Origin of the sequence: Ruminococcus flavefaciens, assembly GCF_900108555.1 — a bacterium.
Classification (GTDB): Bacteria; Bacillota; Clostridia; order Oscillospirales; family Ruminococcaceae; genus Ruminococcus; species Ruminococcus flavefaciens_P.
On record NZ_FNWV01000012.1, the window covers coordinates 853 to 20,623 of the forward strand.

The 19,771-nt window shown below is 43.1% G+C and carries 18 protein-coding genes and 1 pseudogene; 12 read left to right on the plus strand and 7 right to left on the minus strand.

The features are described from left to right. Positions 1-855 precede the first annotated feature (855 nt). Positions 856-1,485 (plus strand): annotated as a pseudogene (gene bglS, locus BLW60_RS16330) (beta-glucanase); the annotation flags it as partial. Between the two features lie 126 nt (positions 1,486-1,611). Here bglS and BLW60_RS13475 read toward each other — a convergent pair. Further along, entirely contained in the window at positions 1,612-2,088 is a 477-nt protein-coding gene (locus tag BLW60_RS13475; RefSeq protein ID WP_074718255.1) for a GNAT family N-acetyltransferase, read from the minus strand. A gap of 261 nt (positions 2,089-2,349) precedes the next feature. Next, positions 2,350-3,609: a hypothetical protein gene (locus BLW60_RS13480; RefSeq protein WP_074718257.1), complete on the minus strand. Its 1,260-nt coding sequence runs from the start codon at positions 3,607-3,609 to the stop codon at positions 2,350-2,352. A 318-nt stretch (positions 3,610-3,927) separates the two neighbouring features. On the opposite strand from BLW60_RS13480, the gene BLW60_RS13485 reads away from it, so the two are divergent. From BLW60_RS13485 to BLW60_RS13525, 9 genes are all read left to right on the plus strand, one after another. Next, complete coding sequence (locus tag BLW60_RS13485) at positions 3,928-6,354, plus strand: ABC transporter permease (protein ID WP_074718259.1); 2,427 nt, start codon at positions 3,928-3,930, stop codon at positions 6,352-6,354. An 11-nt stretch (positions 6,355-6,365) separates the two neighbouring features. Then, positions 6,366-7,124 carry an ABC transporter ATP-binding protein gene (locus BLW60_RS13490; protein WP_074718262.1) on the plus strand — a complete coding sequence of 253 codons (759 nt, stop codon included), beginning with the start codon at positions 6,366-6,368 and terminating at the stop codon, positions 7,122-7,124. A 10-nt stretch (positions 7,125-7,134) separates the two neighbouring features. After that, positions 7,135-8,529, plus strand: coding sequence for a C45 family autoproteolytic acyltransferase/hydrolase (locus BLW60_RS13495; protein WP_074718264.1), 1,395 nt, complete (start codon positions 7,135-7,137; stop codon positions 8,527-8,529). An 11-nt stretch (positions 8,530-8,540) separates the two neighbouring features. Next, a complete protein-coding gene (locus BLW60_RS13500) occupies positions 8,541-9,224 on the plus strand; it encodes a response regulator transcription factor (protein WP_074718266.1) in 684 nt (227 codons plus the stop codon). Continuing rightward, positions 9,221-10,525, plus strand: a complete 1,305-nt coding sequence (locus tag BLW60_RS13505; RefSeq protein ID WP_074718268.1) for a sensor histidine kinase — start codon at positions 9,221-9,223, stop codon at positions 10,523-10,525. Before BLW60_RS13500 ends, BLW60_RS13505 begins: the two co-directional genes overlap by 4 nt. Positions 10,526-10,769: 244 nt before the next feature. Beyond that, complete coding sequence (locus BLW60_RS13510; protein ID WP_074718270.1) at positions 10,770-11,102, plus strand: PadR family transcriptional regulator; 333 nt, start codon at positions 10,770-10,772, stop codon at positions 11,100-11,102. After that, entirely contained in the window at positions 11,089-11,760 is a 672-nt protein-coding gene (locus BLW60_RS13515) for a DUF1700 domain-containing protein (protein ID WP_074718272.1), read from the plus strand. The genes BLW60_RS13510 and BLW60_RS13515 overlap by 14 nt, the downstream gene beginning before the upstream one ends. Next, complete coding sequence (locus tag BLW60_RS13520) at positions 11,753-12,643, plus strand: DUF4097 family beta strand repeat-containing protein (RefSeq protein ID WP_074718274.1); 891 nt, start codon at positions 11,753-11,755, stop codon at positions 12,641-12,643. The genes BLW60_RS13515 and BLW60_RS13520 overlap by 8 nt, the downstream gene beginning before the upstream one ends. A gap of 5 nt (positions 12,644-12,648) precedes the next feature. After that, positions 12,649-12,849 carry a hypothetical protein gene (locus BLW60_RS13525; RefSeq protein ID WP_028519014.1) on the plus strand — a complete coding sequence of 67 codons (201 nt, stop codon included), beginning with the start codon at positions 12,649-12,651 and terminating at the stop codon, positions 12,847-12,849. A gap of 192 nt (positions 12,850-13,041) precedes the next feature. Here the strand turns inward: BLW60_RS13525 and BLW60_RS13530 are convergent, their stop codons facing one another. Beyond that, positions 13,042-15,009 carry a dockerin type I domain-containing protein gene (locus BLW60_RS13530; RefSeq protein ID WP_074718276.1) on the minus strand — a complete coding sequence of 656 codons (1,968 nt, stop codon included), beginning with the start codon at positions 15,007-15,009 and terminating at the stop codon, positions 13,042-13,044. Between the two features lie 3 nt (positions 15,010-15,012). Continuing rightward, entirely contained in the window at positions 15,013-15,471 is a 459-nt protein-coding gene (locus BLW60_RS13535) for an RNA polymerase sigma factor (RefSeq protein ID WP_037272803.1), read from the minus strand. 327 nt (positions 15,472-15,798) lie between these two features. On the opposite strand from BLW60_RS13535, the gene BLW60_RS13540 reads away from it, so the two are divergent. After that, positions 15,799-16,908, plus strand: coding sequence for an SGNH/GDSL hydrolase family protein (locus BLW60_RS13540; protein ID WP_074718279.1), 1,110 nt, complete (start codon positions 15,799-15,801; stop codon positions 16,906-16,908). A gap of 71 nt (positions 16,909-16,979) precedes the next feature. On the opposite strand, the gene BLW60_RS13545 is transcribed toward BLW60_RS13540, so the two are convergent. Genes BLW60_RS13545 through BLW60_RS13555 form a run of 3 tightly spaced genes read right to left on the minus strand, consistent with a single transcriptional unit; the run spans position 16,980 to position 18,484 of the window. Then, positions 16,980-17,522: a GNAT family N-acetyltransferase gene (locus BLW60_RS13545; protein WP_074718281.1), complete on the minus strand. Its 543-nt coding sequence runs from the start codon at positions 17,520-17,522 to the stop codon at positions 16,980-16,982. Positions 17,523-17,537: 15 nt separating this feature from the next. After that, complete coding sequence (locus BLW60_RS13550) at positions 17,538-17,978, minus strand: YaiI/YqxD family protein (protein ID WP_074718283.1); 441 nt, start codon at positions 17,976-17,978, stop codon at positions 17,538-17,540. Next, entirely contained in the window at positions 17,975-18,484 is a 510-nt protein-coding gene (locus tag BLW60_RS13555) for a GNAT family N-acetyltransferase (protein WP_074718285.1), read from the minus strand. Before BLW60_RS13555 ends, BLW60_RS13550 begins: the two co-directional genes overlap by 4 nt. A 228-nt stretch (positions 18,485-18,712) precedes the next feature. On the opposite strand from BLW60_RS13555, the gene BLW60_RS13560 reads away from it, so the two are divergent. Continuing rightward, positions 18,713-19,627: a M15 family metallopeptidase gene (locus BLW60_RS13560; RefSeq protein ID WP_074718287.1), complete on the plus strand. Its 915-nt coding sequence runs from the start codon at positions 18,713-18,715 to the stop codon at positions 19,625-19,627. The last annotated feature ends 144 nt before the right edge of the window (positions 19,628-19,771 follow it).

A 19,771-nucleotide genomic window follows, 5' to 3' on the forward strand; every position in this document is an offset into this window, starting at 1 on the left:
AACGACTGGAACAACTGGGGACAGCAGAACCAGAACAACGACTGGAACAATTGGGGTCAGAATAATGACTGGAATAACTGGAACAATCAGAACCAGAACAACACATGGGACTGGAACAACCAGAACAATAACCAGTGGAACGGCTTTGTAAATAACGATTGGAACAACCAGAATCAGAATAACTGGGACTGGAATAATCAGAATCAGAATAACGACTGGAATAACCAGAATAACTGGAACCAGAACAATGATTGGAATAATAACAATCAGTGGAACCAGAACAATGACTGGAACAACTGGGGACAGAATAACGACTGGAACAACTGGAACAATCAGAACCAGAACAACACATGGGACTGGAACAACCAGAACAATAACCAGTGGAACGGCGTTGTAAATAACGATTGGAACAATAATAACTGGGATTGGAATAACCAGAACAACTGGAACCAGAATAACGACTGGAACAATAACAACCAGTGGAACCAGAATAACGACTGGAACAACTGGGGACAGCAGAACCAGAACAATGGCTGGGACTGGAATAACCAGAACAACAATAACTGGAACCAGAACAACGACTGGAACAATAATAACCAGTGGAATCAGAATAATGACTGGAACAATCAGCAGCAGAACAACGATTGGAACAACTGGAACAATAACCAGAATCAGGGCTGGGATTGGAACAATCAGAACAACAACCAGTGGAATGGTGTTGTAAACAATGACTGGAACCAGAACAACAACTGGAACAACTGGGGACAGCAGAACCAGAACAACGACTGGAACAACCAGAACAATAACCAGAATCAGGGCAATAACAACAGTGCATCTACAGGCAGCTTCAACAGCAACGCTACAATGGCAGATGACTTCAGAACAGGCTCATCACGTTACTTTATAGCTTCTGACGGCTGGACAAACGGCGATCCTTTCGACTGCGGCTGGTATAAGTCACAGACTGCTTTCAGAAACGGCGCACTTGAACTTTCTATCGGTAAGGACAACACAGGCAAGTACCACTATGCAGGTGCTGAGTACAGAACTAACGATTTCTACGGCTTTGGTTACTACGAGACATCTATGCAGGCTATGAAGAATACAGGTGTAAACTCATCATTCTTTACATATACAGGTCCTTCAGACAATAATCCTTGGGATGAGATCGATATCGAGATCCTCGGTAAGGATACTACAAAAGTCCAGTTCAACTACTATACAAACGGACAGGGAAATCACGAGAAGATGTACGACCTCGGTTTCGACTCTTCACAGGGCTTCCATACATTCGGCTTTGACTGGCAGCGTGACCACATAACATGGTATGTTGACGGTAAGGCTGTATACACAGCTTATGATAACATTCCTCAGACACCAGGTAAGATCATGATGAATGCATGGCCCGGTACAGGTGTTGATGAGTGGCTTGGTCACTACGACGGAAAGACACCTCTCACAGCACGTTATCAGTGGGCTACATACAACAAGCAGTAATCGCTTATAAATGCCAAATAGGTGTTTGCCTATAAAAAAGACCGCGTTTCTTAATTTAAACGCGGTCTTTTTGTTATGTCAAGTAATTATTATGTGAGGCAATTCAGGCAAGCCTTAAATTGCCCTCTCAAGATATATGCTGTTTTCACTTTCACTTGAAAAAGTAAACCCATGTTTTTTATAGAACTTCTGAGCATTTGTGTTATACTTTAATACTTCAAGCTTCATTGTTTTCATATCGTTTTCTTTTGCTGTAAGTATAGCCTTATTCAATAATTTGCTGCCGTATCCTTCGTTTCTGTACTGAGGTCCGACTGCGATAAATGAGATAAATGCAGTCTGAGTCGTATGGTCATTTGCATAAAGTGAAAAGAAACCGATATGCTTCGTATTTGTCTGTAAGCGGTATACGATGCCGTTAGCGGCTATCTTTTCGGAAACGGAATCCACATATGCCTCTTCGCCCTGAAGCGGCGGCAGTCCGTCATTGAATTCCAGTAAGGTACTTTTTATTCTGTTATGATCTTTAATGCGGATAAAAGAAATGTCATCTGAGTATGGTTTGCCCTTAAATTGAATGTTGTTTTTCATAGTTTTCTCCTTGTGTAGTATGATGTATTTTATGATAGAAAGCTTATTATCCTTTAAATATCAATTGAAAAAATGATATATCAAAGGAAAGCTTTTTATGTGTGTGTTACTGAAAAAATAAAATAGATCGTAGTGTGAATTTGGAAAGTATTATTTGAAAAATGACATTCTTTTTATAATAAATGAATTTGAAAGCCATGGGTATTGCGTTACAATGGCTTTATTCTGCATATCCCTTAAAATTTATCCGCCTTTAAAGTATTATTTCTTTTCGGCTTCTTTGTATTTGCCGTCGGCAAGTGCCTTTATTGTCTCTTCTGTGATGTCGTTATCCTGACCGAGAACATAGTACTTGCCTGATGTACGCTCCTTAACGGTCTTTTCGTAGTTATCCTTATCAGTCTTTTCACCGTTGAGGTAATATACCAGCTCTACGTTTTCATCGTTTTTCTTGCTGTTTTCATTGTTGCCGTAGGTAAATGCCTCTTCAAACTTGAAAACGTTGGAGAATGTGTAAACGCTTCCTGATGTATAGCTCGGACCGTCAAACTTGGTGGAGACCTCGCCGTTTTCGTCGTTGAAAAGCACAGTACCGTCAGCACCGAAAGTGCCTACAGGTACAGGGCAGCCGTTCCATGCATAGATATCAACGTATGGTGCATAATGATATCCGCCTGACACGAAAAGCTCTGGAACACCGTCGCCTGTTATATCCATGAGCGAGAAGTGGTTATCATCGTTTTCCTTCTTATATTTAAGGTAGTCGTTGAGGATAGAGCAGTAAGCTTCCTTCCAGTCCTTAGCCTGTCCGAGAGCTGCATTGATGACATCATCATCGAAGCTGTGATCCATACCTACAGACTTTATAACGCCGTTGATGAAGTGGTTATACTCTTCTGTGTACTCGTCCTCTGTAACTTCCTTGCCGTTTACCATAGCGGTATTATCTGTGAGCTGATATGTGTAAACGTTAGGGAGCTTCTCGTTTTTGAGGCGATAGAGCTGGACAGTCTGGATATGCTCAGCATCGTTGTATCTGTATGTAACGAGGAGACTTTTGTTCATTACGTAGCAGAGGTCTGCACAGTTTTCGATCTTTTCAAATTCTGTGTAGTCGGTATCGTTAAGGGATTTGAGAAGATAAGTCTTGTTGCCCATAGGACCGTAGGAAATGATGAGCTCGGGTATCTGGTCGTCATTTATATCATAGATAGTGAAACGTGCTGTATCATCATAGTCAGAGGATTTCTTGAAATCCTCAAGCTCCTGACGGTAAAGCTTGTCCCAGCTTACATCTTCCATTTCTGTTACATCTATGGATTCGCCTTCAACAGGATCCTCATAGGAAGTATCTATATGCATATCGTCAAAGTCTGTGGTGGGCTCGGAAGCATCACTGCTTGATGCAGCAGTGGTAGTATTTGTATTTGAAGCTGTATTGCCGCCGCTTTCCTTTTCATTTTTTGAGCTGCATCCGCAGAGAAGCGCAGCTGCAAATAAAAGAGCTGTTAGCTTTTTCATATTTTGACCTCCATATTTTTATTATCTGTCAAAGCTGTTCAGATAAAATATAATGAGTGTTTATATCTATTATATCACATAATTGTTATTCTGTCATCTCTCTTATTGCTATTTTTGCAGACTAAGATGAAATACGTGTGAAAACTGGCTGAAAAAATGATAATATCATACATACCGCTGTAAATGTTGTTTTTATAGGTATATTATGGTATAATCATATGGTGAGAAATTTTTTTAATATTTAAAGACTTTTTAAACTTCGGTATGATATTATAATAACAGTAAAAAACAAATAACAACAGCGGAGGATAGTAGGAAATGTTCTTTAAGATGCTGAAAAAAGACCTTAAATGCAAAAAAGGTCTGAATGTGATACTGTTTATTTTCATAACTGTGGCATCAGTGCTGGTATTTGCAGGCTCTGTGGAGATATTCTCTTATCTTACAGGTGAAAAGAGAATGGCGGAAATGTGCAATACCTGTTCTTTGGAAATGATGGTGCCTGCCAAAACTGCTGCCAGCGATGAAAAGATCAGGCAGATCGAGAGTATCCTTGACGGATACAAAGATGTGGAGAAGTATCATTCCTGTGATATGACGAAGATAGATATGCTCAGGATAGATTTCCCCCGTATCGAGGAGGACGAGACTAACAGCTTTTTCAAGTGGCGGGCATATTTTATGAAGCTGCCGCGTGAATTCGATCTTCTGTACGATACAAATGATGAACCGTTTTATCTTAAAAGCGGCACTATAGCCTGTCCTGTGGATTTCAGCACAAGCATAGGACTGCGAGTGGGCGATAAGGTGAAGTTCACAACATCTATGGGAGATGTATATGAGCTTGAGGTAGCCTGTTTCTTCAAGGAAAGCGGCTTCCCGGGCAGAAGGCGTATAATCGTTGCAGATGAGGATTATGATATACTTACCAAGGATGAAGTAATAAAAATTAAGGATTATGGTCTGTATATGAAGGATTGTAATTCCGTTAAAATGGATGAATTGCATAATACACTGAAAGCAGAAGATATGATCTGTCCTATGTATATGAAATATGATAATACGGACGATGATGTTATCATGCAGGCTATCGTCTCGGTATTTGTAGTGATAATCAGTGTTTTCCTTATCGCTATCATATTTATGACTATCAGATTTACTATGATAGCCGACTTGAAGAGCGAGGAAAAGGAAATAGGCATGATGAAGGCTCTGGGAGTCGATTCCTTCAGCTTCAGGTGGCTGTTTGCTGCGAAATACATTGCCTTTGCCATAATAGGCGGTGCAATAGGCATAGCCGCAGGTATACCGCTTTCGGGATATGTTGTCAATCTCTTTAATGCAAATGTAATACTTCCTCAGAGGTATGAGACTGTTATCATCGGTATTGTGGCAGTACTGGCTATCATAGCCATGATGATAGGCTTCTCGCTCATGGTCATGCGCAGGATAAACAAGATATCGGTAATAGACTCGATACACGGTGAGAACCGCGGTGAGCGTTTCGGCAAGGGCTTTCCGCTGTTCCTGCACAAGAGAAAGAAGATGTCAGTGCCGTTTTTCCTTGCCATTACAGATATACTCGGACGCTTCAAGAGATACATTTTCCTGATAATCGCCTATACTCTTGGTGCGGCTATAATACTGCTCTGCTACAATGTGCGAAACAGTATCATTTCAAAAGAATATATGAAGCTCTTCCTGTGTCATACTATCGACTTTGATGTGCGTATAAGAGGCGAGTTCAGGGAAGAACTGGATAAACGCTCAGAGGCTGAGGGTAAGAATTATGATGTGCTTTTAAATGAAATGTTCAAGGAAAACGGATTCCCTGCATATATTGATACACTTAATTATTCGTGGGGCACTCTTCTTGACAGCAAAGGAAATAAAAAAGAGAATTTTGACGTATTATGGGGCGACGGAGAGATAGAGAAGCTCAGATACCGTGACGGCGGCAAGATGCCTCAGCTGGAAAATGAAGCAGCTATGAGCTATTTTACCGCAAAGAAACTGGGCATGAAGCTTGGCGATGTTATTGATATGAGCATACATGAAGAAAGCGAGGACGGTATCAACAGCGAAGATGTAAAAAGACAGCTTGTTATCACTGCTTTCTTTGACTATAGTGAGGCAGGGAATCCTGCTATTATTATGGGTAAGGATTACCGAAAGGGAGAAAAAATATACTCCAAGAACTGGATCGGTTATGTTATTGATGCTCCCGAAAGCCAGAAAGCAGGTATTGTAAAGCAGATGAAGCAATGCTTCGGCGATGATACAATAAGAACATGGCAGGAAAGCCTGAAGCAAGATATGCTGGCGGAATATGACAGGCTCTTTGCTCTGCTTGAATATGTACTTGGCGGTGCGGTCATCTTTGTTCTTATACTTATAACTTATCTTTATTCTACTGTATTCGTTACGGAGGAGACTCCTGAGATAGCTCTGCTGAAAAGCTCGGGATTTACCGACGGTGCAATAAAAAAATGGCATCTTCTGCGAATGGCGGTTCTTGTCGTATTCTCTGTTGTGCTGGCAGAGGTTTTGTTCAGGACTCTCGGTCAGCTGCTTATGACAAAGTTCATGGCGAGCTATGAGATGACAGGAGTCAACTTCCTGCTTGAGATACCTGTAAGCTTCATTATCATACCGCTCATAATTCTCGGTGTGGTACTTCTGACGGTATCAGTCACACTCAAGGGAATACGCAATATCGGCATATGGAAAATTTCAGAGGAATAAGGGAGAGCATTATGGAAAAGGTTTTATCCGTAAAGGAACTTTGTAAGACTTATATAATAAAGGAATACAGCAACAATGTACTTAGAAATGTCAGCTTTGACCTCAATAAAGGCGATTTCGTATCTATTATGGGACCAAGCGGCAGCGGCAAATCAACGCTGCTGTACACAGTCAGCGGTATGGACGCAATGACATCGGGCTCTGTGGACTTCGGCGGAAAGGATCTTGGCTCAATGGGCAGAAAAGAGCTCTCAAAGCTGAGACTCAATGAAATGGGATTTATCTTTCAGCAGATGTATATGATGAAGAAGCTGTGCGTTTTCGATAATATCGTGCTTCCTGCATATCAGGCGGGAACTCCCCGCGATGTTGCTAATAAAAAAGCCGAGGAGCTCATGCGCAGACTTGGCATAATCGAGATAGCCGAGAATGAGGTGAACGAAGTATCTGGCGGACAGCTCCAGAGAGCCTGCCTGTGCAGAGCACTTATCAATTCGCCTAAGATGATATTTGCCGATGAGCCTACAGGCGCACTGAATTCAAAAGCTGCCGCAGACGTTATGAAAGAGATATCAGCTGCAAACCGTGAGGGCACTACTATTATGATGGTAACTCACAGCGTAAGAGTAGCAGCTATGAGCGATAAGGTGCTCTACCTTATTGACGGCGATATACAGGGCGAAATGGACCTCGGTAAGCTTATAGATGAGGGTGAGCTCCCCACAAGAGAGCGCAAGCTGAAAAACTGGCTCATGGAGCAGGGCTGGTAAGGGGGATAGTATGAGAAGCAGAAAAATTGCAGCTGTCTGCGCTGTACTCTTATCGGCAATGATGCTGAGCGGCTGCGGACGAGTTACTTATGATGATTTTGATATTCCTGAAAGCGGCGAAAGCCAGCTTGTGCCTGTTGAAAACGTCTTTTCCGAAAAGCACTATGCAGGCGTAGCTCCTACAAAAGAGGAAACAAAGGAAGTTTATGAGTCGGCTGACGGACTGTGCAGGATAGAGCAGAAGGACAGCTATTATGATGTTACTCTTGACTATGAAAAGGGAAGCTATAAGGACGTAGGAGCTGCCTACGCGGAGGCTATACTCCTTGCGCGTCCTGATTATGTCGAGTATCTGGAACAGTACCTCTACGAAAATATCAATTCGGTTGCAAATGATTCAAATGAGGAATACGAGGAGATAGAAAAGCGCACAACAGCTATCTACACGTCTCTCGATGAAGATTACAGACAGGAGCTTGAAGGCTTTGCAGAGGGATTGAGCGGAGATGTTAATGAATTCAAAAAGAACGGCGTACTTAGTCATGATGAGGTAATACTAATGGAATTGATACCCGATGTACTCAGGGGTACAGCTTGCAGTGCAATAACTGCAAACGGCAGTACAACAGCTTCGGGAGAGCGTATTACCTGCCGTGTGCTTGAATGGCAGCTCGGAAGCGAAAATCAGATATGTCAGGCGCACACTCTTGTACACTATAAAAACGGCGAAAAGAGCTTTACATCTGTTACTTATATGGGATTTTTCCCTATACTTAGCGCAGTTAATAAAGAAGGCGTATTTCTTGGTGAGCTTGATGTGGGCAGTGCCGGATCAGAATATACATATGAGAACAAGACAAGCTATACCTATGCTATGAGGTATGCACTTGAAAATATGGGCAGCGCAAGAGAGTGTGCAGAGTATTTGGCAGAGAATTCAAAGAGATATCCTTTCTGTGTAAATATACTTGCTACGGATAAAAAAGATGCTTTTATCGCAGAGCTTGTGGTTACTGATGAGGAAAAAGATGGAGAGACTGTTTTGCGTGAGGGCGATACAAAGCTCAACGAAACAGTTGAATGGAGCGATCCGAATTATCTTTGCGCAGTCAATTCCTTTGCTGCTGAGGGAAATAACGATTATCTGACTTACAGTGAGGGCAATTTAATAAGGTGGAAGAGGTATGAACAGCTTTTCTGCGGACAGAAGGATATGACGCTGGATCATTTCAAGGAGCTTATGACCTGTGAAAAACTCAGTAAAGATCTGGTATGTATCCGCAGCGACAGTGTGGTGCATATGGTTATCGCTGACTATGCCACAAATACGCTTCAGGCGATACTTACGGGTAAAGACGGCGTTGCCGAAGAACCTGAATTTATCGACCTCGGAAGCTGGGAATAAAGGAGTATAAGATGACAGATATCCTTATCATTGAGGACGACCCCGAAATGGGGGAACTGGTAAGAGATTTTATGATAAATGAGGGCTTCTCGGTTAAGCTTTGCGCTGATGCCGAGACAGCCCTTGCGCTGCTTGAAGGGGAAGAGTGCAGAGTAGTCCTTCTGGACGTTATGCTGCCGAAAATGAACGGATATGAGACCTGTACCGCCATACGAAGTATAAGGGATACACATATTCTCATGATGAGTGCGCTCACCGATGAGGAGAGCAAGCTTCTCGGGTATGAGACAGGAGCTGACGACTATATCGACAAGCCTTTTTCGGTAAGGGTGCTTACTGCGAAGATAAGGGCACTTATGAAGAGAGGAAATGTCGAAAGCAGCAGTACGGGGATACTGCAAAGCTGCGGTGTGGAGCTGGATACGGTATCACGCCGTGTAACATCGGGCGGAAAAGAGCTGAAGCTCAATGTGAAGGAATTTGAGCTTTTGCAGTATCTCATGGAGCATGAGGGAGAAGCTGTCAGCAAGGACGAGCTGTTCAACGCAGTCTGGGGGTACGACTGCTTTACAGAGCAGAGCACAGTAAGTGTACATATACGCTGGCTCAGGGAAAAAATCGAGAATGATCCGAATTCTCCCGAGATAATACAGACCGTCTGGAAGGTCGGCTACAGATTTGGAGCGAGCCGATGAAAAAGATAATGATAATACTTATTATTGTTCTTGCGGCTGTAGCTTTGGGGTTCAATATAGGGTGCAGAAAGCTTATGTCCGCTGAGATAAGCAGCAGAAACATAGCTGTTAACAGGATAAATTCCGAGCTTTCGGCAATGATAGCCGAGAGCAGTGAGGACGCAGAAAGCCTGATCTCATCTAATATGGATAAATGGAGAGCCGAATTCGGCGATGACCTGCCTGATGATATAAGCTTCATTCCTGTTCAGAGTGACGGGAATGAAGTATTTTATGCATCTGTTGACAAGAGCAGGGCTTTGTGTTCCTTGTATAATGATAAAGGTGAAATAACAGGCTTTATTGAATACTGCTACATTGAAGATGACATAGGTCATGTGCTTCTGGTTGGAAATATCGTTATTATAGTCAGCTTTTTGATAATACTCGTCCACGCGCTGTATATGTGGTTTGCAGTCATAGTCCCGTTCAGACGGCTGGCGGATTATCCCGAGCGGCTGGCTCGGCTTCGTGATATACAGAAGCTGCCCGAAAGCAGGAGCAGGTACTTCGGTCGGTATATATGGGGTATGAATATGCTGTCCGATGTGCTTACGTCAAGCACTAAGCGTATAAATGAGCTTGAAGGACAGAGACGCACTCTTGTTTCGTCGGTCGCACACGGAGTAAAGACTCCAGTGTCGAATATACGTCTTTACACCGATGCGGTAAGGACCGGGCTTTACTCATCTGACCATGATATGACTGTGAATATTGCGGATAAAATTGACAAAAATACTGAGAAGATAGAAGCCATTGCGGCTGAACTTCTCAGATCATCTTCCTCATCGGCAGCGGTCACCGATCTTGAAATAAACCGTTTCTCCGTTATGGAGCTTGCTGAGCTTGTAAGGAATGAGTATAAAGACAGAATGGCTATGAAAAGGATACCTTTTGAAGTCGAGTGCAGCAGCCGCTCTGTAATGGAAAGCGATAAATATGCTCTTTACCGTACTATAAGCCAAATACTTGAAAATGCTGTGAAGTATGGTGACGGTAAGGGCATAAAGGTGACATTCACAAAGCAGGACGACGGTTTCGGCATATCTGTAAGGAACAGCGGCGAGCTGCTGCCCGAAAAGGAGCTGCCTTATATATTCAGAAGCTACTGGAGGGGTTCAAATGCTTCCGATAAAGAAGGCAGCGGTATAGGTATGTATGTTGCCAATGAAACTGTAAAGGCTCTTGGCGGCAGAGTTTATGTCAGACGGCTCGAAGAGACTTCCGAAATGGAATTCGTCATTTATATTGAAAATACATGATATAGTTTTTATGCCCGTAAGCGGTTGAGGTAACTGCTTGCGGGCTTTTATATGCTCTTTTTTTTGCGACAATAGTGCAAGTTGGACATTGAGAGGCTCTGAAATGGCAGATGCGATTGTGCAAGTATACAAATCGTTGTAAAAATCATAATATTGTATTGACAAACAATATTATACGACGTATAATATTGCCAGAAAGCAAATATTGCAAACCATAAAATACTATATGGAAAGGAGAAAGTATATGGGTTTTACAATTAATGCAGGATTGCTTGACGCTATGGTGCTTTCCATAGTTCAGCGCAATGACACCTACGGGTATGAGATAACGCAGTATCTGCGAAAGGCTGTGGATATATCAGAATCCACACTTTATCCTGTACTCAGACGATTGCAGAAAGGCGATATGCTTGAAACATATGATAAGGAGTATATGGGAAGAAATCGCCGATATTACCGTCTAACGGTGCAAGGGAAAACTTCTCTGGAGGAATACAGGGAAGAATGGCGCAATCACAAAAAGAAGATCGACAGTATTTTAATGGATGAGGGAGCTGAAGAGAATGAACAAGCTTGAATTTCTTACAAAATTGAGAAACTGCCTGGAAAAAGGCGGTATGAATTCCGATGATATAAATGATGCCCTTACTTACTACGAAGAGGTATTTCTCGACGCAGGGTTCGGTAAGGAAGAGGAGACAGCTGCATCAATGGGTTCACCAGAAGAGGTGGCTGTGAATATTCTCCGTGAGAGCGGTATAGAGATAAGCGGTCCTGAGGCTTTTGATCCTCAGCCTGCACCTGCATTCGCAGCAGGTCCGATGCCGGGACCTATGCCCCAGTATCAGTATCCGTATCAGGGTGCACCTGTACAGCAGAAGTCAGGTAACTGGGGACTAAAAATATTCCTTGCAGTAATAACATTCCCGATATGGCTTCCAATACTTATAGCTGTTGTTTCAGTATTATTTGCATTGATCGTCACAGCATTCTCTATCGTATTTGCATTTGTCGTAGCAGGTATCGCATTGATCATAGGCGGTATCGCAGCAGTGTTTGAAGTGCCAAGCATAGGACTTATGCTTCTTGGTGCAGGTCTCATCTTAACAGGATTAGTGTTGCTTCTCTGCAAGCCTGTTTTAAACAAAGCAATACCTGCAATGGGCAGAGGTATAAAGAGCGTATGTAACTGGATTGGCGGTCTTTTCAAAAAAGGGGGAAAAGTAAATGAATGAGAATATGAATATGGATATGAACATGGGTACACCATATGTTCAGACACAACAGGCTCCTCAGAAGAAGAGCTCGGGCGGCGGACTTGTATGGCTGGTATTGGTAGTTGTTGGTATTATCCTGCTTGTTATCGGTGTCATTATTTATAATGTGAACGACAGGGATAAGTACTTCAAGTTAAAGGACATTCATCAGACATTCAACTCTGAAACAGTTACAAAGGTAGATCTGGACATACCTTTCGGCGACCTGAATATTACAAAGAGCAATGACAAGATGATACATATTGATGCTGAAAATATCCCTGACGAATTTGATGCAAAAGTAGAGGGAACAACTTTTAAAACTTCATGTGTAAAGAAGAGAATCGGCTTTATCACTATGCCAAGCTTCCACCTGTGGGGGGATAACAATGCTACTTTAAATATAGCTCTCCCTGAAAAGGTTTACGCAAGCTTCATTCTTAATATGGGCGCAGGTGAGACAACAGCTTCGGATATAGAATGCGGCAAATTCAAGATAGACTGCGGTGCAGGAGAGGTAACATTTACAGATGTTACTTGTGATAACGGCGAGATCGACTGCGGAGCAGGACAGGTCAACATAAATGACATGGACTGCAAGGAAAAGCTGGATATCGACGGCGGAGCAGGAGATATCAATGTTATCAACAGCACACTCGGCGGTCTTGATTTAGATCAGGGCGTTGGACAGTTTGAGTTCAAGGGTACTATCAACGGAAATATAGACGCTGACGGCGGTGTTGGAGAGATGACATTCAGACTTACAAACCCTGAGACAGATTTCTCAAAGAACGGCGGAAAGTACAAAATGGATATAGATCATGGCATTGGCTCAGTAGATGTTTACTACAATGAGAGATAACAGCTATGCTTGATCATACTGAAATAAAAATAGGCGACAGGGTTCATCATCGGCTTTTCGGAGACGGTACGGTAACGGATACGCTCCCTATCGGTGATGATACTGTTGTCACAATTGAGTTTGACAGCGGAAGCAGGAAAAAGCTCTGCGCTGTTATCTCAGCACTTGAACGTGCAGAAGAAAAAGACGAGCCCAAAGAGCCATGATATAGAATAAATAAAGCCACAGCTAAGTTAAGCTGTGGCTTTTTAGTATATTGATCAGTAGGGGACGGCGTCCCCGACGTCCCGAAGCTTTGACCGCGGTGTAACGCTGCAAAAAAGTACTCCCACAACTTTAGCCGTGGGAGTACTTTCCAAATATCATTTATATGAGGAATGTGAAAGCTTGGTTTATTGTCACAGATCAAGAAGTCTGCGCTGGATAGTACTTGCGTCGTTTAAATTAAGTCCGTCGCAGTCGCCTTCAACATCAGCATTGTACATAGCTGAGTCTGTGAGCTGGTATTTATCGGGATTAGCAAGGTACTGCATAATAAGCACTGCATCAGCCATATCTACCTCGCCGTCACCGTTAACGTCACCGCTGCGTGAAGTATTCATATCCCAAAGGGCGCCCATATTACTGTCATAGTTATATGAACCGCCTGAGTTTGAATTGCTTTCGCCTGTCTTGATAAGCACATACATCTGAGTTATCATGATATCATAGACATCGCCGCTTGTGCCATTATTATTGAAATCACAGTTTGATGTGATATTGTTCCATACACGGGAAGGAAGGTCGCTCTGTGAAGCATTTCTTCCGTTAAGGATATCACCGAAGTAAATATCGGAAGCTTCATAGTCCTTTCGGTCGATCACTCCGTCAAGGTTGATATCGGGAGCTGATCTTCTTCCTGCCGCTACGTCCTTGCAGTATTCATCAAAGCAGCTGTTGAACTTCTGGGTATTGAATGTGAAGAGATATTCTTCTATGCCCGTAGTCTCGCAGTATTCCTCGAAATATCTCTCGGGACTGTAGTATTTTGAATACGGCTCGGGAATAATGCTGTTATAATAGCTTGCTTCTGCATATTCCGTGCGGAACGGTGTATATTCGAGCAGACACCATACGAAGTAGTTTTCAAGCCAGTTGTCATGGGTGATCGCTTCGGCTTCACTGCGAAGCTCATTGCATCGCTGAACAGTAGTCTCAGGTCTTTCCCATGGTATGAATTCTCCGCTGTCCTGCTTGGATTTGCTTAAATTAGTGGTGCAGACGAAATAGTCGATATAATCGTTTATATCAAAGAGCCCGTCAGCATTTACATCAAGGTCGATGCGGTTGTTTCTGTATGCGGCAGATATGAGCGGATAACCTGCCATAAGGTGGTCGCTCTCGCTGAATACTGCCGATACGAACATATCAGATGCAAAAGGAGCATATGTGCCGTTTACCGTTTCGCGGTAAGGTTGACTTTCATTACTGAAAAATTCAGGCTTTGCACCTTCCTTGATAAGGAAATATCTTATAAATTCTGTATAACTGAGCCATGAAGGAGTATCGTTCTCCTCATCGTCTATCTTGGAGACACCATATTTTCTGCATTTTTTCGCAACCGTATCAGATACCTCATAATAATTGCTGTAGCAGAACAGATCATAGCAGTCTCTCATATTGAAAAATCCGTCATCGTTGATATCGACGATCTCAAAATTTGCTTCGATATCTGCGAATACATCGCTCTCGCCCGAATACATTCTTGTATACGGTAGCTTGTATTCGGCGGCTGAAGCCATCGGAATGGCATTTCCTCCCATTACAAAGGCGGAGGTGAATGCGCCGAGATGCTTCATATAATAGGTCTTTTCTTCGTTTGTGATAGTATATTCAGCAGCTGAATTGCTGCCTGTATTCGTTGTAACGCTGCTGTGGTCGGAACGGCTTGCAGTTGTGCTGCGAGATCTTGCTCCCAGTGCAGTAAGAGCCTGACCCGAAGTTACCGTAGTTGTCTTTGCAGCCGCTGTTCTGACCGTTGTGACTGCGCTGACGTTTACAGTTGTTGCACTTGCTGTTTCGCCGTTCCCGATAGCAGTAGTGACCGGCTGGTTTTCACCATTGCCGACCGTTGTCGTAACGATCGCAGGCTCGTCACGAAAATCATTTTCGCTTAGTTTAGAGCGGTTGTCGAGATGTGCCCATAAACCTACTGCCATTCCGCAAGCCGCAGCTGCGGCGGACAGTCTGAATACAACAGGATATCTCTTTTTCCGCTGCATTTCCTGAGCGGAGATGACCTCAGCCTGCATAAGAAATTCATTTTTGTGCTTGGTCTCAGGAAATCTGAATGATTCCTGAACAGCTTTTTTCATTCTTTTATTCAAGCTTCAGCCCTCCGATCCTTTAAAATCTTTTTTCAGACGTGTGAGTATCTGCTTAATCATGCGGCTCATCTTGAACCGTGATACCCCGTATAGCTCGCTCAGCACGCCTATTGGCACTTCATTTACGTAACGCAGCAGGATTATCTCCTGTTCCTCGGCCGTTAATTTTTTGATGGCGTTGCCGAGTGCCACATTTGTAAGAATGAAGTCCTCATAATCTTTTCCGTCGCTCATATCTTCCGAAAGCTCTTCAGTTTTCTTCCGATGATAGGCATCTGCACACAGATTACCTGCGATAGTGTACAGATAGTGGAGCTCCTTACCCATATCGTGGTAATGAGAGCTTTCAAGAAAACGGAGAAAGGTCTCTTGTGTCAGATCTTCAGCTTTATCCCGGTCGTGAATCTTGTAGTAACAGTAGCGGAATATCTTATCGTATTGATCTTTTATGTCCACTGACACGCTGAAACCTCCCTTCACTAATGTATAACTGTTCAGACAGCAGGAATGTGCAAAGAAAATTGTAAACAATCTATTAACTTTTTGTGAACAAATTCTGCCGTAAAATAATCATTGCCTGTCCGCCGAATGTGATATGCGGCGAAACTGCCTGAAAGCCGTTATTGAGTACACATACTTATTATAATATCATTATAACATATGGGCGGAAATAAAGCAATAACAGGGAGAGATATTTCCTGTGAAAAATCAACTTCATCGGTTATTTATTCGGTTGAAAAAACGGTTTTTATATGGTAAAATTATAAAAATTCAAAAGGAGAGAAGAAAATGCGTAAAATAATATCTGTTATAGCAGCTGCGGCTGTTTGTCTTACGGGAATTGGTCGTACAAATAAAAAAGCCTGCGCACTGGGTGAGCAGGGAACTGAAAAGATCAGTATCATGGCTATCGGCGACTCCATAACCGACGGCTACGGAGTTACAGGCTCTTACAGGAAGTACCTGTACAATGAACTGACTAAAAAGGGATATTCCGTTGATATGGTAGGCTCAAAGGGGAATAACTTCACGGCGGAGTTTACCGACAGCGAAACAGGGGAGAGCTTCACTTATGATGATGATAATACAGGCTACAGCGGCTACGCTATAAAGGAGTACCCGGGCAGAAACGGTATCCTTGAAACGCTGAAGTCTACGGACTGTCTTGCGAAGTGCGAGCCTGATATCGTTATATTGCAGATAGGTACTAACGATGTTATCGACAACCACGACATGGATAATGCGCCAAAAAGGTTACAGGAGCTTATTGAGTATATCATGGAGAATATCCCAGAAAGTTCCTCGCTTTTTGTGACTACTATTCCAGATGTTGACCCTAACCGCAGCGGTGTTTACGACTGGTTCGGCAATTACCGTCATTCCGCGGACTGGCAGACCAATTATCCCGATGATGTGGCAGAGGAAAATATACATAAGACTCTTCTTGCTTATAATGCAAACGTAACAAGTGTTGTGCAGAAAATGAGAAGCGTAAAGATACTCAGCAGCTGGGATATGGAAAAAGATGCTCAGAGTCCCGATGAAAGCTCGTTGAAAGGTCCTCAGCTGCGCAACGCCGATGTTGCAAGCGTTATCACAGATGTGAAAACTCAGCTCATGGACGGAGTTCACCCGAATAATAAGGGCTACAAGCTTATGGGAGAGTACTGGGCGGAGCTTATTGACTCGTATCTGAAAAATACTCCGACAGTTCAGCAGCCTGACGAGAGCAATTATAATGTATCCGACCTTGTTAAGCTCCAGAAGTACATTCTTGGTGCTTCGGCAGAAACGAACAGCGACATAACACTTGAAAAATATGATATCAACAAAGACGAAACGATTGATGTATTCGATGTTGCTGCTCTTAGAAAGATATTAGTAAAAGAAACTTCCTAATAGAAGTTGAGAGTTGAGAGTTGTGGTGTTGCCTACGGAGATATTATTTAAATATGTGAGCAAATCGGTTTTTAGTATCTTTCTATACAGTAGCAGATCTCGCCTTCGGGAGTAAGTCCCTGCTGTCTGAATCTTTCAACATTATCTGTAGTATGCATTGCGGATTTTTCCAGTACCCGTCCTGATTTGGTATTTTCGGCGCGGTGATAGGCTTCGAGCTTCCGGAAATCTGTCCTTTTGAATACGTTTTCGATGACTGCGGAAAGTGCTTCTCCTGCATAACCTCTGCCCTGAAAGGCAGTTCCTATGCAGTATTCTATCTCAGCAGCACGAAGCTCCTCATATACTCGGCAAAACGCTATTTGTCCGATGTTTTCACCGCTTGCTTTTTCAATAACTGCCCAGCGGTAAAAGCTGTCGGACTCATATCCGCTGATATATTTTTCAAGAAGTACCTTTGCTTCTTCGATCTCCTTGTAAACAGGCTCGCCGTATTCTATCTGTACAGAGGGCACAGATGCCCAGTTCTTGTGCATGGTCTCAAGGTCATAAGGCTCAAATCTGCGGAGCAGAAGCCGTGGAGTATCTATGGTAAATGTTCCCGAGTGTATCATTTTCGTTTCTCCTTTTTATATAGTATCTTTTTTCAGCAGCTCTGAAAGTGCAGCTTCAAAGGCTTTATCCTGCTCGGCAGTACGCTTGGAAAGCCCCTTTGTGCGCCCACCGCTTCTGCGTATTTTGGCGGATACGGCGCGAAACGAGAGAAGTCCCGAAATATTTTCCTCGGTATACTGTTTTCCGTCCTGATTTATGACTACAGCTCTTTTGCTGAGACACATTGCCGCAAGTCCGTAGTCCTGAGTTATGGCGATATCGCCCTCGGTCACAAGGTTTACGAGGCGAAAATCCGCACTGTCCGCACCTTTGTCAACTATTATGGTCTCTGCGCCTTCACGATAAATAGAGTGAGCTGTATCACATATGATAGTGCATGGGACACAGTACTTTACTGCCAGTCTGACGGCTATATCCGTTACGGGACAGCCGTCTGCATCTATGAATATCTTCATTTCTGCTCCTTTTTTATGCGTACAAAGTACGACTCGTCATTTTCGTGGTGTATGTATCCTCCGTTTTTCTGCATTACCTTTAATGATGCAGGATTGCTCTTTCTAACGCGGAGGTATATCTCGTCCTCTGGGATAGTCTTTTTGGCTTCTTCGATAATGAGTTTCAGTCCCTCGGTGGCATAGCCTTTTCCGCGGTATTCAGGGGATATATAGTAGCCTATATGTCCTGCACCCTCGATAAGAGAGTCGCAGAGGTGCTGCCGCAGCTGAAATTCTCCGACTATATCATCATCGTGCCACAGAAAATATGTTGTTGCAGGTACATAGCCGTCGGGGAGTCTCTCACCGTAAGAATTTGCTATAAGAGTATCCAGAGCGTCATCAAAGTCAGTACGGCTTATATTGGGATAATCGTTGATAAATCCGTTTTCATCGGCAGGAATATCGCGCACGAAAAGGTATTCTTTCTCAATGTCGGCTTTATTTGCATTTTTTAAATAAAACATCTTGCTCCTCCTTTTTCTTGAATTATACTACATTTCAGCAGTTTTTTCAATATCGTACAATAACTTATTGCAAAAGCGACACAAATGTGATATAATGCTTTTTAGGAAGGATTTTAAGTTAAAATAAAAAAATATGTATTTTTGTGTAGCAAAATGTAATGATGCTTCGATTATTATTACAGAAACGTTCAGACAGAGCAAAAAAGTATTGAAAGAGGAGAATTAAAAATGAAAAAGAGAATATTAACTATCATGGCTTTTGCAGCTATGCTTTCATTGGCATCTTGCGGAAAGGTCGTTGAGGGACAGATAAGCACAGATACCAAAACAACAACTAAAGCGGCTGTAACTGCTTCCACAACAGCTGTTACAACTACAGAGGAAAAGCAGGATACAACGACTACTGTTGCAGTAACAAGTGCAGCTACAGAAGAAAACGCAACAGAAGCTGCTCAGAATACATATACTGAAACTGCAACAGAAGCTCAGCAGCAGGCAGTTCCCGCAGGCGGTGGAGATCAGGCTTCAAATCAGCCTGCACCTCAGCAGGCAAACGGAGTATCAAGCGATACTGCTCCTACACCTAACGATTACAACTACGGACCTGCACCTGTACAGTATAGCTATGACGGTCTGACTTATATTCAGGGCGTGCTCATAGCAAATAAGAGCTACAGCCTGCCTTCCGACTTCAATCCCGGACTTGATGCGACCTGCCAGAATCAGTTCTACAAGCTCCAGAACGCAGCTGCACAGCAGGGACTGAATATATGGCTCTCATCAGGCTTCCGTTCCTATGACTATCAGGCTCAGATATACAACAATTACGTTGCCCGTGACGGACAGGCTGCGGCAGATACATATTCCGCAAGAGCAGGCTATTCCGAGCACCAGACAGGTCTTGCCATAGACGTTAACCAGATAGATGACAGCTTTGCAGGCACTCCCGAGGCTATATGGCTCGAAAATCACTGCCATGAATACGGCTTTATCCTCCGCTACCCACAGGGCAAGCAGGGAATTACAGGCTATCAGTACGAATCATGGCATATCCGCTATGTAGGAACAGATATGTCCTATCCTATCCACGCAAGCGGTCTCACACTTGAAGAATATTTCGGTATCGACTCTTACTATCACTGATAAAGCAAAAGCTCCCGATCAAACGGGAGCTTTTTTCGATTTTTTTCAATATCACTGAGAGTTTTCGCTTTTTCATACGTCTAATAATGTAATTTAGTTTTTCATTCACGAAGCTTTGTATATCTGCACAAATAACGCTCAGTT

Excerpts from the sequence above, each read along its gene's own strand:
- BLW60_RS13475 (WP_074718255.1), bottom strand. The coding sequence starts at position 2,088 with ATGAAAAACAACATTCAATTTAAGGGCAAACCATACTCAGATGACATT.
- BLW60_RS13480 (WP_074718257.1), bottom strand. The coding sequence starts at position 3,609 with ATGAAAAAGCTAACAGCTCTTTTATTTGCAGCTGCGCTTCTCTGCGGA.
- BLW60_RS13485 (WP_074718259.1), top strand. The coding sequence starts at position 3,928 with ATGTTCTTTAAGATGCTGAAAAAAGACCTTAAATGCAAAAAAGGTCTG.
- BLW60_RS13490 (WP_074718262.1), top strand. The coding sequence starts at position 6,366 with ATGGAAAAGGTTTTATCCGTAAAGGAACTTTGTAAGACTTATATAATA.
- BLW60_RS13495 (WP_074718264.1), top strand. The coding sequence starts at position 7,135 with ATGAGAAGCAGAAAAATTGCAGCTGTCTGCGCTGTACTCTTATCGGCA.
- BLW60_RS13500 (WP_074718266.1), top strand. The coding sequence starts at position 8,541 with ATGACAGATATCCTTATCATTGAGGACGACCCCGAAATGGGGGAACTG.
- BLW60_RS13505 (WP_074718268.1), top strand. The coding sequence starts at position 9,221 with ATGAAAAAGATAATGATAATACTTATTATTGTTCTTGCGGCTGTAGCT.
- BLW60_RS13510 (WP_074718270.1), top strand. The coding sequence starts at position 10,770 with ATGGGTTTTACAATTAATGCAGGATTGCTTGACGCTATGGTGCTTTCC.
- BLW60_RS13515 (WP_074718272.1), top strand. The coding sequence starts at position 11,089 with ATGAACAAGCTTGAATTTCTTACAAAATTGAGAAACTGCCTGGAAAAA.
- BLW60_RS13520 (WP_074718274.1), top strand. The coding sequence starts at position 11,753 with ATGAATGAGAATATGAATATGGATATGAACATGGGTACACCATATGTT.
- BLW60_RS13525 (WP_028519014.1), top strand. The coding sequence starts at position 12,649 with ATGCTTGATCATACTGAAATAAAAATAGGCGACAGGGTTCATCATCGG.
- BLW60_RS13540 (WP_074718279.1), top strand. The coding sequence starts at position 15,799 with ATGCGTAAAATAATATCTGTTATAGCAGCTGCGGCTGTTTGTCTTACG.
- BLW60_RS13545 (WP_074718281.1), bottom strand. The coding sequence starts at position 17,522 with ATGATACACTCGGGAACATTTACCATAGATACTCCACGGCTTCTGCTC.
- BLW60_RS13550 (WP_074718283.1), bottom strand. The coding sequence starts at position 17,978 with ATGAAGATATTCATAGATGCAGACGGCTGTCCCGTAACGGATATAGCC.
- BLW60_RS13555 (WP_074718285.1), bottom strand. The coding sequence starts at position 18,484 with ATGTTTTATTTAAAAAATGCAAATAAAGCCGACATTGAGAAAGAATAC.
- BLW60_RS13560 (WP_074718287.1), top strand. The coding sequence starts at position 18,713 with ATGAAAAAGAGAATATTAACTATCATGGCTTTTGCAGCTATGCTTTCA.